We start from the raw sequence: 14,472 nt of genomic DNA, 5'->3' as shown, positions 1-14,472 counted from the left end.
CCCCCGACCCGGCGCACACCCGGAGCCCGCCGTACGCCCCACTTCCGGCACACACCCCAGGCCCGAACCCCGACGACAACCCGACGTCCGACGACAGCCCGGCGCCCGACAGCGGCCCGCAGCCCGCCGGCGGTCCCGTTCACAACAGCCCCGTTCACAGCGGCCCGAAGCGGTAGCCGAAGCCGCGCACCGTCTGGATGTACCGCGGCTTGGCCGGCACGTCCTCCAGCTTGGCCCGCAGCCGTCCGACCGCGGCGTCCACCAGCCGGGAGTCGCCCAGGAACGTGTGGTCCCAGACCGACTCCAGGAGTTGTTCCCGGCTGAACACCCGGCAGGGGGAGGCCGACAGCTCAAGGAGGAGCCGCAGCTCGGTGGGGGGCAGCGCGAGCCGCACCCCGTGTTTGGTGACGGTCAGGCCGGCGCGGTCGATCACCAGCCCCGCGAGGTCGGTGCCCGCCTGCTGCGCCGCCCCGGACGGCTCCGCGCGCCGCAGCGCGGCCCGGATGCGGGCCTCCAGGACGGGCGCGGTGACCGGCTTGACCACGTAGTCGTCGGCGCCCGCCTCCAGGCCGGCCACGATGTCCTGGTCGTCGCCGCGCGCGGTCAGCATGATGACCGGCAGCACGGCGGTCCTGGCGCGGATGCGGCGGCACACCTCGAAGCCGTCCAGGTCCGGCAGCATCAGGTCGAGCACGGCCAACTCGATCCGCCCGCTGCCCGGGCCGTCCAGCAGGGCGAGGGCCTCCTCGCCGGTGGCGGCCACGTCGACGTCGTACCCGTGCCGGCGCAGCACGAGCTCCATTCCGTCCCGTACGGACGCGTCGTCCTCGATGAGCAGCACGTGCGGCATGCGGATGATTATGAGCATGTGAGGGGCCGGTCCGCCGCCCCGGACGGTGGCGGATACGCAGGTCGGGGGCATTGTTACGTTCTCATCATGTGGCCATGGAACGGCCATCACGTGCCCTGCCGAGGGTTACGGCCATGAGTTCCCCAACGATCTCCCCGAGCCCCACCCGACTGCGGCTGGCCGCGCTCGTCGCGGCCCCCGTGCTCGCCCTCTCGGTGGCGTGCGGCGGCGACGACTCCGACGGCACGCGGTCGAGCGACGACATCGCCTCGGTGCCGCAAGCCCCGTCGGCCTCGCAGTCCACACAGGACGCGCGGGACACACGCGCCCCGGACAGCCGGACCGCCGGCAAGAGCGCCTTCTACGACGCGCAGTTGGCGTACGTCCAGTGCATGCGCGCCAAGGGCGGCTACCCGGACTTCCCCGACCCCAAGCTCAGCGGCTACCTCGACTGGAAGAAGGTCAACGCGATCGGCTCCCAACCCGGCCGCAACGAGGGCATCAAGGGCGGCAAGAACGGCGTCTGCGTCCCCGAACTCCGGAAGACCATGACGGCCGAACCCAAGCGCGACCAGCAGAAGGACTACGAGTCGATGCTCGCGCACGCCAAGTGCATGCGGGACAACGGCGTCTCGCGGTTCACCAACCCGACCATGAGCGGCGGCAACGCCCAGCCCGGCGGCGACCCGAACCCGGGCTCCCCGGTCATCGACACCGAGTCGCCGGCGTACGAACAGGCCCGCGAGGCGTGCAAGGGCAAGCTGCTCGAGGGCCTGGACGGCATGCAGTGAGGCGCGGCACCGCGATCCGCGCGTGCGGCGCGGTGGCCGTCGTCGCCGCTGCCGCCGGGGGCGTCCTGCTCCTCGGCGACGACGGTGACGGCGGCAACCCGGGGCGCGGCGGCGACCTGCCGCCCGCCACCGCCACCGTCGTGCGCACCGACCTCGTGCGGGCCAAGACCGTCGACGGCACGCTCGACTTCGCCCAGCGCCGCCCCGTCAAGTCCGCCGTCGACGGCACCGTAACGGTGGCCGCCGTCCAGGGCGCGTCACTGTCCCAGGGCCAGGCGCTGTACGAGCTGGACGACAAACCGGTCACGCTGCTGTACGGGCCGGCCCCGATGTTCCGCGAGATGAAGGTGGGCGACCGGGGCACCGACGTGCTGCAACTGGAGCGCAACCTGCGCGACTTGGGGTTCGGCGCCGGCCTGTACATCGACCCGCGGTACGACGAGGACACCGAGGCCGCCGTCAAGCGGTGGCAGAAGTCCCTGAACCGCGTCCCCACCGGCCGGGTCGGCCGGGGCGACGTCGTCTTCCAGCCGGGCAGGGTCAAGGTGGTCGCGGCCGACGCGGCACTCGCCGACCAGGTCGGCCCGGGCGACCCGGTCCTCACGGTCGCCTCCACCAAACCCGTCGTACGGGCCGAGCTGGAACTCGGCGACAGCGCGCTCACCGCCCGCGACACCAAGGTCGAGGTCACCCTGCCGAGCGGCAGGACCGTGCCCGGCCGGGTCGCCGGGACGGTACGCCCCGAGGAGTCCGCCGCCGAGGGCGGCGCGGCCGAGGAGGGCATCACCGTCGAAGTCGTCCTGGACGGCGGTTCGGCCATCGCGTCGGGCGAGGACACCAGGGCGTCGGCGAGCGTGAGATTCGTCAGCGAGGCCCACAAGGACGTCCTCGCCGTCCCCGTAGAGGCGGTCATCGCCCTGCGCGGCGCGGACGGCGGCTACGGACTTCAGGTCGTACGGGACGGCACCAGCACCGTGGTGCGGGTGGAGACGGGCATGACGGCCGACGGGCAGATCGAGGTCAGCGGCCCGGACGTGCGCGAGGGCATGCGGGTCGGGGTGGCGAAGCCATGACGCCGGTGATCGAACTGCGGGACGCCAGCAAGGCGTACCCCGGCGGCGTGCACGCGCTGCGCGGCGTGAACCTCACCGTCGACGCGGGCGAACTGCTGGCCGTCGTCGGCCCGTCCGGCTCCGGCAAGTCCACGTTGCTCCACGTCATCGGCACGCTCGACCGGCCCACCTCGGGCACCGTGCGGGTCGCCGGGTACGACGTGGCCACGCTCTCCGACTCCCGGCTCGCCGCGCTGCGCGCCCGCTACATCGGCTTCGTCTTCCAGCACTTCCACCTGTCGGCGGGGCGCGACGCGGTGGCCAACGTCGCCGACGGGCTGCTGTACGCGGGCGTGCCACTGCGGGAGCGGCGCGCGCGGGCGCGCGAAGCGCTGGCCAGGGTGCGCCTCGACCACCGCTTCGAGCACCGGCCGCACGAACTGTCGGGCGGCGAGAAGCAGCGCGTGGCCATCGCCCGCGCCCTGGTCGGCGAGCCCCGGCTGGTGCTGGCCGACGAGCCGACCGGGGCGCTCGACACGGCGTCCGGCGAGGTCGTCATGGAGGTGCTGCGCGAGCTGAACGCGGCCGGCACCACCATCTGCGTCATCACCCACGACAACGAGATCGCACACGCCCTGCCGCGCCGGGTGCGCTGCCGGGACGGCGAGATCGTCGCGGACTCGCGCACCCCGGCGGAAGGGGCCCGGCCATGACGAGGGACCTCAAGCCCGCCCGGCTGGCCCCACGGGACATCCTCCGCGTCGGCGCGGTCGGCCTGCGCGCACGCCGCGCGCGCGTGGTGCTCTCGGCGCTCGGCATCGCCATCGGCATCGCGACCATGGTCGCGGTCGTCGGCCTCGCCGAGTCGAGCCGCGCCGACCTGATGGCCCAGCTCGATCGGCTCGGCACCAACCTGCTCACGGCCGAGGCCGGCGACGACGTCACGGGGCAGGAGGTGAAGCTGCCGAAGAACGCGGTGGCGATGGTCGAGCGCATCGGCCCGGTGCGGCACGCCACGGCGACCGCCAACGTCGACGCGCGCATTCGCCGCAGCGACGTGGTCCCCCAGGAGCGCACCGCCGGCGTCACCACCCAGGCGGCCCGCCTCGACCTGCTGACCACGCTGGGCGGCGAGGTCGCCCGGGGCACCTGGCTGACCCCGGCCGGCGAGCGCCTGCCGACGACGGTGCTCGGCGCGGTGGCGGCGGAGCGGCTGGGCATCACCCGCACCGGTGAGGCGATCATGATGAACGAGACGCGCGTGGTCGTCGTCGGCATCCTCAAGCCGATCGAACTGGTCCCCACGCTGGACCGGGTGGCCATGGTCGGATTCCCCGCCGCCGAACGCTACTTCGGCTTCGACGGCCACCCCAGCACCGTCTTCGAGCGCTCCACGGACGCCTCGGTCGAGGACGTACGGGCGGTCCTGGCCCGCACCGTCAACCCCGGCGACGAGGCGGTCGTCAAGGTCTCCCGCCCCTCGGACGCGCTGGCCGCCAAGGCCGCCACGAACGAGGGCCTGACCCACCTGATGCTGGGCCTAGGCGCGGTGGCCCTGCTGGTCGGCGGGGTCGGGGTGGCCAACACCATGGTCATCTCGGTCCTGGAACGCCGCCAGGAGATCGGCCTGCGCCGCTCGCTGGGCGCCACGCGCAACGCGATCCGGCTGCAGTTCCTGACCGAGTCCCTGCTGCTCTCGGCGCTCGGCGGCGGCACGGGCGCGCTGCTCGGCACGGCGGCCACGCACGGCTTCGCGCGGTCCCGGGGCTGGGCGACGGTCGTCCCACCCTGGTCCCTGGCGGGCGGCCTGGCCGCCACGCTGGCGATCGGCGTGGTCGCGGGCCTGTACCCGGCGATCCGCGCCTCCCGCCTGCACCCGACGGTGGCGCTGAACTCGGCGTGAGAGCAGGGGAAACCAGAAGATCCCGTCCGATGCGATCGGACGGGATCTCGGGAACTCCACTGAGGGGTTCTTCTGTGGAGCTAAGGAGAATTGAACTCCTGACCTCCTGCATGCCATGCAGGCGCTCTACCAACTGAGCTATAGCCCCAAAGTGTTTCCCGCTTCGGTTTCCCTCGGCGGCATCGCCTACATTACACGGACCGGCTGGGCTTTCGCCAAATCGGTTCTCCGGGCGACTGCCACGGCTATGCCGTGGCGAACGAGTAGAACCGCTTCAGGGTGCAGTGCTCGTCCAGCAGACGCCCGTAGATCGGCTCGCCCTCAAGCTCGCGGTACGTCTCGATGGGGTCGCCTTTTATGATCAGCGCCCGCGCGCACTCGACGCACCAGTACTGATAGTCGGCGTTGAGCGGTTCCATGTCGCGGACGATCGGCGTCCCGCTGCCACACCAGTCGCATTTACGGCTGTGCGCACCCATCAATCAGCTCCAGCTATGACCGCAGGACGTGCACACATAGGAGATCCCGCCGTTGTCACCCAGCACCTGCGCCACGTGCGCCGAGCCGCAGGCCGGACACTGCAACACCGTGACGTCCCTCGTCGACCGCGGCCCGTCGGGCATCGCACCACAGGGACCGACGGGGCACGTGACGCGCGGTGCGTACTCCGGCAGCCAGTCATATCCCTGTGCTTCGGCGATCTCCAGCAGGTCGTTGACCTCCTCCAGGACGCTGGTCGGCATCGCACCGCCCCTCCCATCGGCACCGTCCCCTCGCGGCGATCTCGATTCTGTCATGCGAAGGCGTGCGGGTCAGCGCCTGGTCACAGCGCGATCTCCCTCGCACCCGCGCCCAGCCCCCGCGAACCGATTCCCCCCGCCGCCCACCTGACGCCCCGCCACCCCCCGGGCACCGCCCCGCCCTTGCCCCCACACCGAGCCCCAAGCCCACCCACACCGGCGACCCCGAGCCCCCCGAGCCACCCCCACCAGCAAAGCCACCCGCCCAACTACGCCGGCGCAGCCGCGCACCCCGACCCCGCTCCGGCGAAGCCGAGCACCCCTCACCCCGCACCAGCGAAGCCGCGCACCCGACAACGAACCCACCCGACCCGCTACCGCGCACCCGAGCACTCCGCGCCGACGAAGCCGCGCACCCCGGCACCGCCCCCCGCCACAACAAATCCGAGCACTCCGCGCCGACGAAGCCGCGCACCCTCACCCCCGCGCCGGCGCAGCCGCGCACCCCCACCCCGCTCCGGCGAAGCCGAGCACCCGCGATGGCGAAGCCGAGCACCCGGCTCACCCACTCCGAGGAGGCCACCCCGCGGGGGCCGCGGGTGGCGAAGCCCCCGCCCCGCGAGGCGAAGCCGAGCAGAAACGACGAAGGCGACCCGGTCCGCGCTTTCCGCGGACATGGGTCGCCTATCGCCTTCGTGGAGCTAAGGAGAATTGAACTCCTGACCTCCTGCATGCCATGCAGGCGCTCTACCAACTGAGCTATAGCCCCGCTGTTCCGTCTCGGAGGTGAACCCATCGGGTGGGGCTCACTTCCGTGCCGTGAACGAGTAGAACTCTAACCCGTGACCTGGCCGAATGTGAAATCCGGGGGCGGCGGTGGGGCTGGGCCGCGCTGGTCGGGGGCTGGGCTCAGTCGTCGTCGCCGAGGACGGGTTCGGGCAGGGTGCCCGCGTTGTGCTCCAGGAGGCGCCAGCCGCGCGCGCCCTCGCCGAGCACGGACCAGCAGCAGTTGGTGAGGCCGCCGAGGGACTCCCAGGTGTGCGGGTCCAGGCCGATGAGCCGGCCGATGGTGGTGCGGATGGTGCCGCCGTGGCTGACGACGACGAGGGTGCCGTCGTCGGGCAGCTTGTCGGCCATGGCCAACACGAACGGCGCGGCCCGGTCGGCCACCTCCGTCTCCAGCTCCCCGCCACCGCGCCGGACCGGTTCGCCGCGCTTCCACGCGGTGTACTGGTCGCCGAAGCGGGCCATGATCTCGTCGTGCGTGAGGCCCTGCCACTGGCCGGCGTACGTCTCGCGCAGCGCCGGGTCGTGGGTGACGTCGAGCCCGGTGAGGGCGGCCAGCTCGGCGGCGGTGGCGGCGGCCCGGCGCAGGTCGGAGGCGATGATCGCGTCCGGGTTGAGCGCCGCCAGGAGCCGGGCGGCGCGGCGGGCCTGGGCCACGCCGGTCTCGGTCAGCTCGATGTCCGTGGAGCCCTGGAAGCGGCGTTCGAGGTTCCACGCGGTCTGGCCGTGCCGCCACAGGACGATGCGGCGGCCACGGCCGCGCTCGGTGCCGGTCAGCGGAGCTCACCGTCCAGGTCGCCCTCGCCCTCGTCCGCCGCGGCCTGCGCCTTGGCGTGCTCGGCACCCTTGCCCTGGGTGGCGACGGCGTCCGCGGGCAGTTCGAGCTGGGGGCAGTCCTTCCACAGCCGCTCAAGGGCGTAGAAGACGCGCTCCTCGCTGTGCTGGACGTGCACCACGATGTCGACGTAGTCGAGCAGCACCCAGCGGGCGTCGCGGTCGCCCTCGCGGCGCACCGGCTTGGCGTCGAGCTCCTTGTTCAGCCGCTCCTCGATCTCGTCGACGATCGACTTGACCTGGCGGTCGTTGGGGGCCGAGGCGAGCAGGAAGGCGTCGGTGATGGCGAGCACGTCGCTGACGTCGTAGGCGATGATGTCGTGCGCGAGCTTGTCGGCCGCGGCCTGAGCGGCGGTCTTGATGAGCTCGGTGGAGCGGTCCGTGGCGGTCACAAGCAGGGCTTTCCGGTTGGTGGTAACCCCCGTGGTAGGACCGGGGGCGCGTGCCTCAAGGGTCTCACGCCGCACCGACACTTCCGCCAGCCCTTTACGCGCCGGCGGCCCGGGCCCCGGCGCACCGCCGGGGCCCGGGCTCGGCTCTGGCTCGGTCCCGGGCCAGAGCGTCCCTCAGCCCTGCTGGCCCTTGAAGTCGCGGCCGAGGACGACCGTGACGTCGGCGTTGGCCGCGCCCTTGCCCTGGCGTACCGCGCTCTCCGGCAGCCCGAGCGTCGCGGCGACCTCCTTGGCCTGGCCGGCCTGTGCGGCGTCCGCGTAGCTGACGCGCGAGGTGGACTCGGCGGGTCCCGTGCCGCCGCCGAGGACCGTGAAGCCGCCGTTGACCAGGGCGACCTGTGCCGCGCTCGCCTTCTGGTCGTCGCCCGTCGCGTCGCGCACGCTCACCCGCGCGGGGCTGTCGGCCGCGTCGTCCGGCTTCTTGACCGAGCCGCCGAGCACGTCCTTGACCACGTTCTCGGTGGCCTCCTCGCTGAGCGTGCCGTCGCTCTGCACGGCGAGCAGGTCGGTGGCGTACGAGCCGTCCTGGGCGCGCTGGGCGAGCCCGGCCAGCGAGGCCCCCAGTTGCTTCTCGGACAGCGAGGGGTCGGGGATCTGGGAGAGCTGCTCGACGGTGGTGGTGGCCTTCCCCGGGTCGGTGGAGACCTTCTCCAACACGGCCTCCATCACCTGGCCGAACCGGGTGAGCTGCTTGGCCTGGTCCTCGCCCGGCTCCTGGTGAGTGGCGTACGCGACGGCGCCCTGGCCGCCGAGCTGTACGTCCTTGCCGGGCCTGACCAGCGGGTCGTCGCCCTTCCTGGCGCCCGGAACGGTGACGTCGGTGTCGAGCGTGATCCCGCCCACCAGCTCGACCAGGTTCTCCAGGTAGGGCGTGTCCAGGCGCCAGGTGCCCTGGATCTCGGAGCCGAGCAGCGTGCTCAGCGCGTCCCTGGTGCCGCCCGCCCCCTCGTCCTCCACGGCGTTGCCGAGGGTGGTGGTGCCGTTCTCGCCGGCGACGGCGAGCGCGTTGGGCAGCAGGACGGTGCTGCCCTTCCTGGTCGTCTCGTTGTCCACCAGCAGCGCGCTGGAGCTGCCGCCGCCCTTGGTCTCGCGCAGGTGCACGACGATCACCTGGCGCTGCTGCGGGCCGCCCGCGGCGGCCTCGTCGTCCCCACCGCTGGAGACGCCCGGGAGTTTGTCGGCGTACCAGAGGTAGCCCACGCCGCAGCCGGCGACGAGGGCGAGCGCGGCGATGAGCCCGATCAGGCGGGTGCGCAGTTGCCGCTTGCGCCCGTCGCGCCGCTCCGAGCGGGTCTCGGCGAACTTCAGCCAGTCGATGACGTCTTCCGACTCCTCGTCCGGCTCCTCGATGAACGAGAACTGCTCGGTCCGGTAGTCGTCGTCCGCCCCGTCAGCGCCCTCCCGCCCCGACGCGCCACCCTCGCCCCGGGTCGGCCCGGATCGCCCGGGTGCCTCGTCGGAGCCCCGGCCCGGCGCGCTGCCGGCGGGCACGGGCGGTGCCTGCCGCGCCTCGGCCTGCCGTGGCAGCCACGCGCCGTCGGCGGCCTGCCCGGCCTGGGCTCGCCCGGCCTGGGCTGGTCCCTGGTCGGGTCGGGCTTGGTCGGGCTGGCCCTGGCGTGGCACCCGGCGGTGGGTGGCCGCCTGGGGCGCGGGCTGGCCGTACGCGTCGTAGCCGTAGCCGTCCTGCGAGGGTGCCTGGGTCGCCTGGGGCGGCGCGTGCGAGGCCGTCGGCGCCGCGTGGCCGTGCCGGCCGGTCGGGTAGGGCTGGCCGGCCTCGGGCGACCGCGAGCCGTCGGGGCCCTGGCCCGGGTACGCCCGCGGCGCGCCGTAGGCGTCCGGGAAACCGTGCTGGCCCTGCGGGGCCTGGTCCTGCCCCGGGTACCGCTGGTGCTGGCTGCCGCCGTACGGATCGTAGGACGCCGGCTGCCCCACGCCGGGCTGCTGCTGTCCGTACGCGTCACCGTGCGCCTGGCCGTGACCCTGGCCATGGCGGGGGCCCTGGCCGGGCCCCTGTGTGCCGGGGCCGCCGTACGGGTCGTAGCCCTCGTCCTGCGCCTGCGGGTAGCCCTGGTAGCCCTGTTGTTGGCCCTGCGCCGGGTAGCCGGCCTGACTGGGCTGGTGGGGTTCGTGGGGCTGGTCGGGCTGCTGGTAGGCGTCGTAGCCGTAGCCCTGGGGCTGCTGCGGGTAGCCACTCTGCTGGTAGCCGCCCTGCGGGTAACCACCGTCGGCGGGGTAGGGGGGCTGGTAGGGCGCCTGGTAGGAGGCGTCGGATGGGTACCCGGCGCCGGTGCCGTACGGGTCGCCCGGGGGGTGGGGGTCGTACGGTCGGTCCCCGGGCCAGTCGTCGGGAGGAGGCGGGTCCTGTCGGTCGTTCACCGGTGCCCCTTCAGCCGTCGTCGCGGTACAGCTCGCGCTTGTCGATGTAGCGCACCACGCCGTCGGGCACCAGGTACCAGACCGGATCGCCCTGCGCGACGCGTGCTCGGCAGTCCGTCGAGGAGATCGCCAGCGCCGGGACCTCGATCAGCGAGACGCCGCCCTCGGGCAGGCCCGCGTCCGTCAGTATGTGCCCCGGCCTGGTCACCCCGATGAAGTGCGCGAGCGAGAACAGGTCCGCCGCGTCGTGCCAGGTCAGGATCTGCGACAGGGCGTCGGCACCGGTGATGAAGAACAGGTCCGCGTCCGCGTTCTCGGCCCGCAGGTCGCGCAGGGTGTCCGCGGTGTACGTCTTGCCGCCGCGGTCGATGTCGATCCGGCTGACGGAGAACTGCGGGTTGGACGCGGTGGCGATCACCGTCATCAGGTAGCGGTCCTCGGCCGGGGACACCGTCTTGTGGCTCTTCTGCCACGGCTGTCCGGTCGGCACGAACACCACCTCGTCCAGGTGGAACTGCGCGGCCACCTCGCTGGCGGCGACCAGGTGTCCGTGGTGGATCGGGTCGAAGGTCCCGCCCATCACGCCGAGTCGCCGCTTCACGGACGCTGTCTGTTCTCCCATGCGTGCAGACCCTACTAAGCGCGCTCGTACCCCGGCGCCGAGGTCAGCGGTCCCGGTTGAAGCGCGTGGTGATCCACAGCAGCAGGAGCAGGAAGAGCAAGGCTCCGCCACCGGTCAGGTAGGGGTTGAGGCTGTCGTGCTTGCCACTGTGCTCGCCGCCGCCCTCGGAGGCGAGCGTGGCCAGGGTCGCGTGTGCGGTGTGGAATGCGGTCATCGTCAGCAGGACCTATCCGGGGCGGTCCCCAGGCCACGCGGCTCGGGGAGGGTCGGGCAGAAGACTTCCGGCACATCGTATGCGGCGACCTCGCGCAACCTCACGCCGACTCCGCACGTCTTGTCGACTGGCAGGCCCGGGGCGGGGCCCGACGGGGGCTCAGTCCTGCCCGCCCTGTCCCCGGTAGCCGCGCAGCAGGAACCAGGCGAGGAGGACGGCGCCCACCACCCCGACGACGATCACCGTGCGCAGGACGGGCCCCGCGCCGCCGCCGTGCGAGCCACCGCCGCCGGGGGTCGCGGTGGGGGTGGGGACGGCGAGGACGACGTCGTGCAGGCCAGTGAGGTAGTGCATCACTCCACGGTAGCCACGTCATCCGCACGTCCTAGGGTGGGGTGGGGCCAAGGGGCGTCAGGGGCCACGACCGGCAGTCACACGAGGGGGCACGATGAGCGACAGCAACACTCACGGGCACGAGCACGTACCGAGCCGCGAGCGCAGGCGATTTCCCGGGATCTCCTCCCGCGCCTACGAGCACCCCGCCGACCGGTCCGCGCTGGTGGCGCTGCGGAAGTTGAGCGGGTTCGACACCGTCTTCAAGACACTCAGCGGCCTGCTCCCCGAGCGCAGCCTGCGCCTGCTGTTCCTGTCCGACTCGGTGCGGGTGAGCGACCGCCAGTTCGCGCACCTCAACGACATGCTGCGGGACGCCTGTTACGTGCTGGACATGGAGCGGATCCCGCTGATGTACGTCCAGCAGGACCCGAACCCGAACGCCATGTGCATCGGGCTCGACGAGCCGATCATCGTGCTGACCACCGGCCTGGTCGAACTCCTCGACGAGGAGGAGATGCGGGCGGTCATCGGCCACGAGGTGGGGCACGCCCTGTCGGGGCACGCCGTGTACCGCACGATCCTGCTGTTCCTCACCAACTTCGCGACGAAGGTCGCCTGGATCCCGCTCGGCAACATCGCCGTGATGGCGATCGTGACGGCGCTGCGCGAGTGGTTCCGCAAGTCGGAGCTGTCGGCGGACCGGGCCGGGCTGCTCGTCGGCCAGGACCTCAGGGCGTCGATGCGCGGCCTGATGAAGCTGGCGGGCGGCAACCACCTGCACGAGATGAACGTGGACGCGTTCCTGGAGCAGGCCGAGGAGTACGAGGCCAGCGGCGACCTGCGCGACTCCGTGCTGAAGATCCTCAACGTGCTGCCCCGTACCCACCCGTTCGCCACCGTGCGCGCGGCCGAGCTGAAGAAGTGGGCGGCCAGCCGCGACTACCAGCGGATCATGGACGGCCACTACCCGCGCCGGGACGAGGACAAGGACACCTCGGTCAGCGAGTCGTTCCGGGAGTCGGCGAGCCACTACGCGGACACCGTGCGCAGCAGCAAGGACCCGCTGATGGGCCTGGTCCGGGACATCGCGGGCGGCGCCGGCGACCTGGGCGGCAAGCTGCGCGACAGGTTCACCGGCGGCGGTCGGGGCGGCGGCTCCGACGCCGGCGGCCCGGCCGCCGGCGAGGGACCCACCGGCGGCAGCGGCCCGACCGGCGGCGGCCCGGCGGGCGGCAGCGGCCCGGCGGGCGACGGAGGCGGCACCGGCTCCAACGGCTCCACGGGCGACGGCGGCACCGGCCCGACGGGCGGCGACGCGAGCCGCTAGGCGCCGTCGCGAGCGGCAAGGCCCCGGCGGGCCCGCGCCGGGGCCCCACGGGCCCCGCGACGGCCCGCCCGGGGCCCGCACGGCCCCCGCCGGGCTAGCGGCGGCCCGTGCCAGACGGCTGGGCGTCCGGCGCCAGCACGCCGCACAGCGAGTCGGTGGGGCGCCCGGTCGCGTACGGGTTCGTACCGGCTGAGGCGTCCGCTGGCGCGCGCTGCCCCGCGAACAACGGCTGGAGGTAGGTCGCGGCGTCCGTCGCGCACGCCTGCGGCCCGGCCTGTAGGGCGCTCTCCACGACCTCCACGTGGTGGTCGCGCAGGTCCTCCCGGTCGAAGCGGAGCCGGGCCTCGCGCCGCACCGTGAACAGCGAGTGCGGCCCGGTGCCCGGCACGGTGACCGGCTCCGCCAGGTCCCGGCCGTTCCCGGTACCGGCCGAGCCGGTGGCCGGGGTGTCCGTGCGCGGGGCGTGCGCCGCGGCGCGGCGTACGGCGTACACGTACGTGTGATCGGCGACGACCTCCAGGGCCGTGGAGTTCACCTCGGTCACCCGCATGCTCCCCCGCACCCGCACCGGCTCCTTGGCCAGCGAGACGCGCTCCGGGTCGAAGCGCATCACCCAGCCGGTGGCCGCGTGCCGCCCGTCGTCGGCGGGGCGGGACAGGCTCGCGTCGAACTGGCCGAGCTGGTCCGGGTCGATCAGCATCCGGACCGCGCGGGCGTCGCCGCCGGCCAGCGTGTCCGCGTCGAGCGCGGAGTGCACCAGGAACTCCTTGGCCGTGCCGAGCGCCTCCCGCACCTGGTCGTCGGAGAAGTGCGCGGTGCGCTCCACCGCGGGCAGCGTGATGCCCTCGGCGCCGATGCGGAACTTCCGCGCCGGGCTGCTCGCGTACAGGTCGGCCGCGGCGCCGCCGGGCACCTCGCCGCGCGGGGTGAGCGGCACCAGCGTGCTGCGCAGCGGCTCGGCGGCGCGCGTCGTGGGCTTCTGGTACGGGCGTTGGATGCCCATGTAGACGGCGGTGGCGAAGGCGACGGCGATGAGCAGGACCAGGATGACGGCCTGCTGCGGCGAGCCGCGCTCGCGCCGTCGGGGACCGCCCCGGCTGCGCACGGCCGGCGTGTGGTCGCCGATGCGCTCCTGGGCGGAGAACTCTTGCAGGGGGGCGGCGCGGACGAACGACTCGTCGAAGACGACGGAGCGGTACTCGTCGTCACCGCCTCCCGGGGCGCTCTCAGGTGTCCCCTCGGGAGGGTCTCCAGGCCCGGTCATATCACCAGAGTAGGCCGGCGGGGCCGTGGATAAACGTCCCACGGCCATGACAAGTTCGGACGGAAGCGCACGCGGTCACGGGAGCCGGGGTGCGGCGGCGGCCGGTGGCGGAGTGGTGTGGGCGGATTCGACGGCGTCGGCGGAGGCGGTGGGTCCGGGAGAGGCGATCGGCGGGTTCGGGAGGGCGGGGGCGTCCCGCGCGTCGCGTACGTCGGGCGGGTCGAGGTCCAGGAGTCGGGTGTCCGCGCCCCGGCGCACCGTCTCGGAGTAGGCCGCCTCCGGCTCGTCGCCGGGCGCGCCCGGCGCGCCGTCCACCTCCGAGCTGGCCGGCGGCGGGCTGGGGTCCTGGCGGTTGCCGCCCCCGGACGCGCCCCGGTAGACGGCGGTGAAGGCCATGGCCACCACCCCGATGCCCATCAGGACAGCCAGCACCCAGGCCACCGGGCGCTGCCAGTGCGCGTGGCCACGGTAGGGGCGGCCCGCGTCGCCGTACTCGCCGTACGGGCCGAACTCCTCGTCCGCGTCGGGGTCGTCACCCGCGTGGCCGTATCCGTACCGGCCGTCGTGGCGCGGGTCGTCGGGGTCGTGGCCGAACTCTCCGTCCGGCCCGTACCCCTCGTCGTAGGGATCGTCGTCGCGGGCGCCTCGGCGTCCGCCGCGGGTCGCCTCGGCCTCCGCGCGCGCCTGGGCGGCGGCCAGCATCCGCTCGACGGCGGAGGGTTCATGGACTTCGGCGGACCGCACGAAGTCCTCGTCGAAGACCACGGAGGCGAACGCGTCCCCCTCGCCCGCCGAGGGCGAGGTCGGACCCAGTTCGGCAGCCCCGTGGTGGTGGTCGTCGGGCTCGTCGCCGTCCGGGAACGGCTTGCCCCCCACGTCGTCCGGCACGCGTCCAGGTTAGCCCTGGGAGGTCGATTTGGGCAGG

At 73.4% G+C, this 14,472-nt stretch carries 16 protein-coding genes and 2 tRNA genes; 5 read left to right on the top strand and 13 right to left on the bottom strand.

Annotated features, from left to right (window positions below; genetic code table 11):
• Window positions 1-154: 154 nt before the first annotated feature.
• Entirely contained in the window at window positions 155-850 is a 696-nt protein-coding gene (locus H7H31_RS24625) for a response regulator transcription factor (protein WP_187060749.1), read from the bottom strand.
• Window positions 851-984: 134 nt separating this feature from the next.
• Here H7H31_RS24625 and H7H31_RS24620 point away from each other — a divergent pair, with 134 nt between their 5' ends.
• The 4 genes from H7H31_RS24620 to H7H31_RS24605 are packed head-to-tail and all read left to right on the top strand — an operon-like array spanning window position 985 to window position 4,596.
• Window positions 985-1,641: a hypothetical protein gene (locus H7H31_RS24620; RefSeq protein ID WP_187060748.1), complete on the top strand. Its 657-nt coding sequence runs from the start codon at window positions 985-987 to the stop codon at window positions 1,639-1,641.
• Complete coding sequence (locus tag H7H31_RS24615; protein ID WP_187060747.1) at window positions 1,638-2,714, top strand: peptidoglycan-binding protein; 1,077 nt, start codon at window positions 1,638-1,640, stop codon at window positions 2,712-2,714. The genes H7H31_RS24620 and H7H31_RS24615 overlap by 4 nt, the downstream gene beginning before the upstream one ends.
• Window positions 2,711-3,406 carry an ABC transporter ATP-binding protein gene (locus tag H7H31_RS24610; protein WP_187060746.1) on the top strand — a complete coding sequence of 232 codons (696 nt, stop codon included), beginning with the start codon at window positions 2,711-2,713 and terminating at the stop codon, window positions 3,404-3,406. Before H7H31_RS24615 ends, H7H31_RS24610 begins: the two co-directional genes overlap by 4 nt.
• Window positions 3,403-4,596, top strand: coding sequence for an ABC transporter permease (locus tag H7H31_RS24605; RefSeq protein WP_187060745.1), 1,194 nt, complete (start codon window positions 3,403-3,405; stop codon window positions 4,594-4,596). Before H7H31_RS24610 ends, H7H31_RS24605 begins: the two co-directional genes overlap by 4 nt.
• Window positions 4,597-4,671: 75 nt before the next feature.
• On the opposite strand, the gene H7H31_RS24600 is transcribed toward H7H31_RS24605, so the two are convergent.
• The 10 genes from H7H31_RS24600 to H7H31_RS24555 form a co-directional block, all read right to left on the bottom strand.
• Window positions 4,672-4,744: transfer RNA gene (locus H7H31_RS24600), tRNA-Ala, on the bottom strand.
• Window positions 4,745-4,841: 97 nt separating this feature from the next.
• Window positions 4,842-5,075 (bottom strand): hypothetical protein, encoded by a 234-nt coding sequence (locus H7H31_RS24595; protein WP_176161576.1) that lies wholly within the window; start codon window positions 5,073-5,075, stop codon window positions 4,842-4,844.
• Between the two features lie 3 nt (window positions 5,076-5,078).
• On the bottom strand, window positions 5,079-5,339 hold the full coding sequence (locus H7H31_RS24590; protein WP_187060751.1) for a hypothetical protein: 261 nt from the start codon (window positions 5,337-5,339) through the stop codon (window positions 5,079-5,081).
• 693 nt (window positions 5,340-6,032) lie between these two features.
• A tRNA-Ala gene (locus H7H31_RS24585) sits at window positions 6,033-6,105 on the bottom strand.
• A 140-nt stretch (window positions 6,106-6,245) separates the two neighbouring features.
• Window positions 6,246-6,899: a histidine phosphatase family protein gene (locus tag H7H31_RS24580; protein WP_187061956.1), complete on the bottom strand. Its 654-nt coding sequence runs from the start codon at window positions 6,897-6,899 to the stop codon at window positions 6,246-6,248.
• Entirely contained in the window at window positions 6,896-7,348 is a 453-nt protein-coding gene (gene rsfS, locus H7H31_RS24575) for a ribosome silencing factor (protein WP_176161577.1), read from the bottom strand. Before rsfS ends, H7H31_RS24580 begins: the two co-directional genes overlap by 4 nt.
• A 174-nt stretch (window positions 7,349-7,522) precedes the next feature.
• Window positions 7,523-9,784 carry a LytR C-terminal domain-containing protein gene (locus H7H31_RS24570; RefSeq protein ID WP_187061954.1) on the bottom strand — a complete coding sequence of 754 codons (2,262 nt, stop codon included), beginning with the start codon at window positions 9,782-9,784 and terminating at the stop codon, window positions 7,523-7,525.
• Between the two features lie 10 nt (window positions 9,785-9,794).
• Window positions 9,795-10,406, bottom strand: a complete 612-nt coding sequence (gene nadD / locus H7H31_RS24565; RefSeq protein ID WP_176161579.1) for a nicotinate-nucleotide adenylyltransferase — start codon at window positions 10,404-10,406, stop codon at window positions 9,795-9,797.
• A gap of 43 nt (window positions 10,407-10,449) precedes the next feature.
• Window positions 10,450-10,620, bottom strand: coding sequence for a hypothetical protein (locus H7H31_RS24560; RefSeq protein ID WP_187061953.1), 171 nt, complete (start codon window positions 10,618-10,620; stop codon window positions 10,450-10,452).
• Window positions 10,621-10,779: 159 nt separating this feature from the next.
• Window positions 10,780-10,974 carry a hypothetical protein gene (locus H7H31_RS24555; RefSeq protein ID WP_176159880.1) on the bottom strand — a complete coding sequence of 65 codons (195 nt, stop codon included), beginning with the start codon at window positions 10,972-10,974 and terminating at the stop codon, window positions 10,780-10,782.
• A 94-nt stretch (window positions 10,975-11,068) separates the two neighbouring features.
• On the opposite strand from H7H31_RS24555, the gene H7H31_RS24550 reads away from it, so the two are divergent.
• Complete coding sequence (locus H7H31_RS24550) at window positions 11,069-12,283, top strand: M48 family metallopeptidase (protein WP_187061952.1); 1,215 nt, start codon at window positions 11,069-11,071, stop codon at window positions 12,281-12,283.
• A gap of 94 nt (window positions 12,284-12,377) precedes the next feature.
• Here the strand turns inward: H7H31_RS24550 and H7H31_RS24545 are convergent, their stop codons facing one another.
• Complete coding sequence (locus H7H31_RS24545; RefSeq protein WP_187061951.1) at window positions 12,378-13,547, bottom strand: SCO2583 family membrane protein; 1,170 nt, start codon at window positions 13,545-13,547, stop codon at window positions 12,378-12,380.
• Between the two features lie 75 nt (window positions 13,548-13,622).
• Window positions 13,623-14,435, bottom strand: coding sequence for an SCO2584 family spore wall biosynthesis protein (locus tag H7H31_RS24540; protein ID WP_372455983.1), 813 nt, complete (start codon window positions 14,433-14,435; stop codon window positions 13,623-13,625).
• Window positions 14,436-14,472 lie beyond the last annotated feature (37 nt).

The organism is Streptomyces buecherae, assembly GCF_014295035.1.
Classification (GTDB): Bacteria; Actinomycetota; Actinomycetes; order Streptomycetales; family Streptomycetaceae; genus Streptomyces; species Streptomyces youssoufiensis.
Note: the sequence above shows the minus strand (reverse complement) of the source record. Positions and strands in the feature narration are given on the sequence as shown.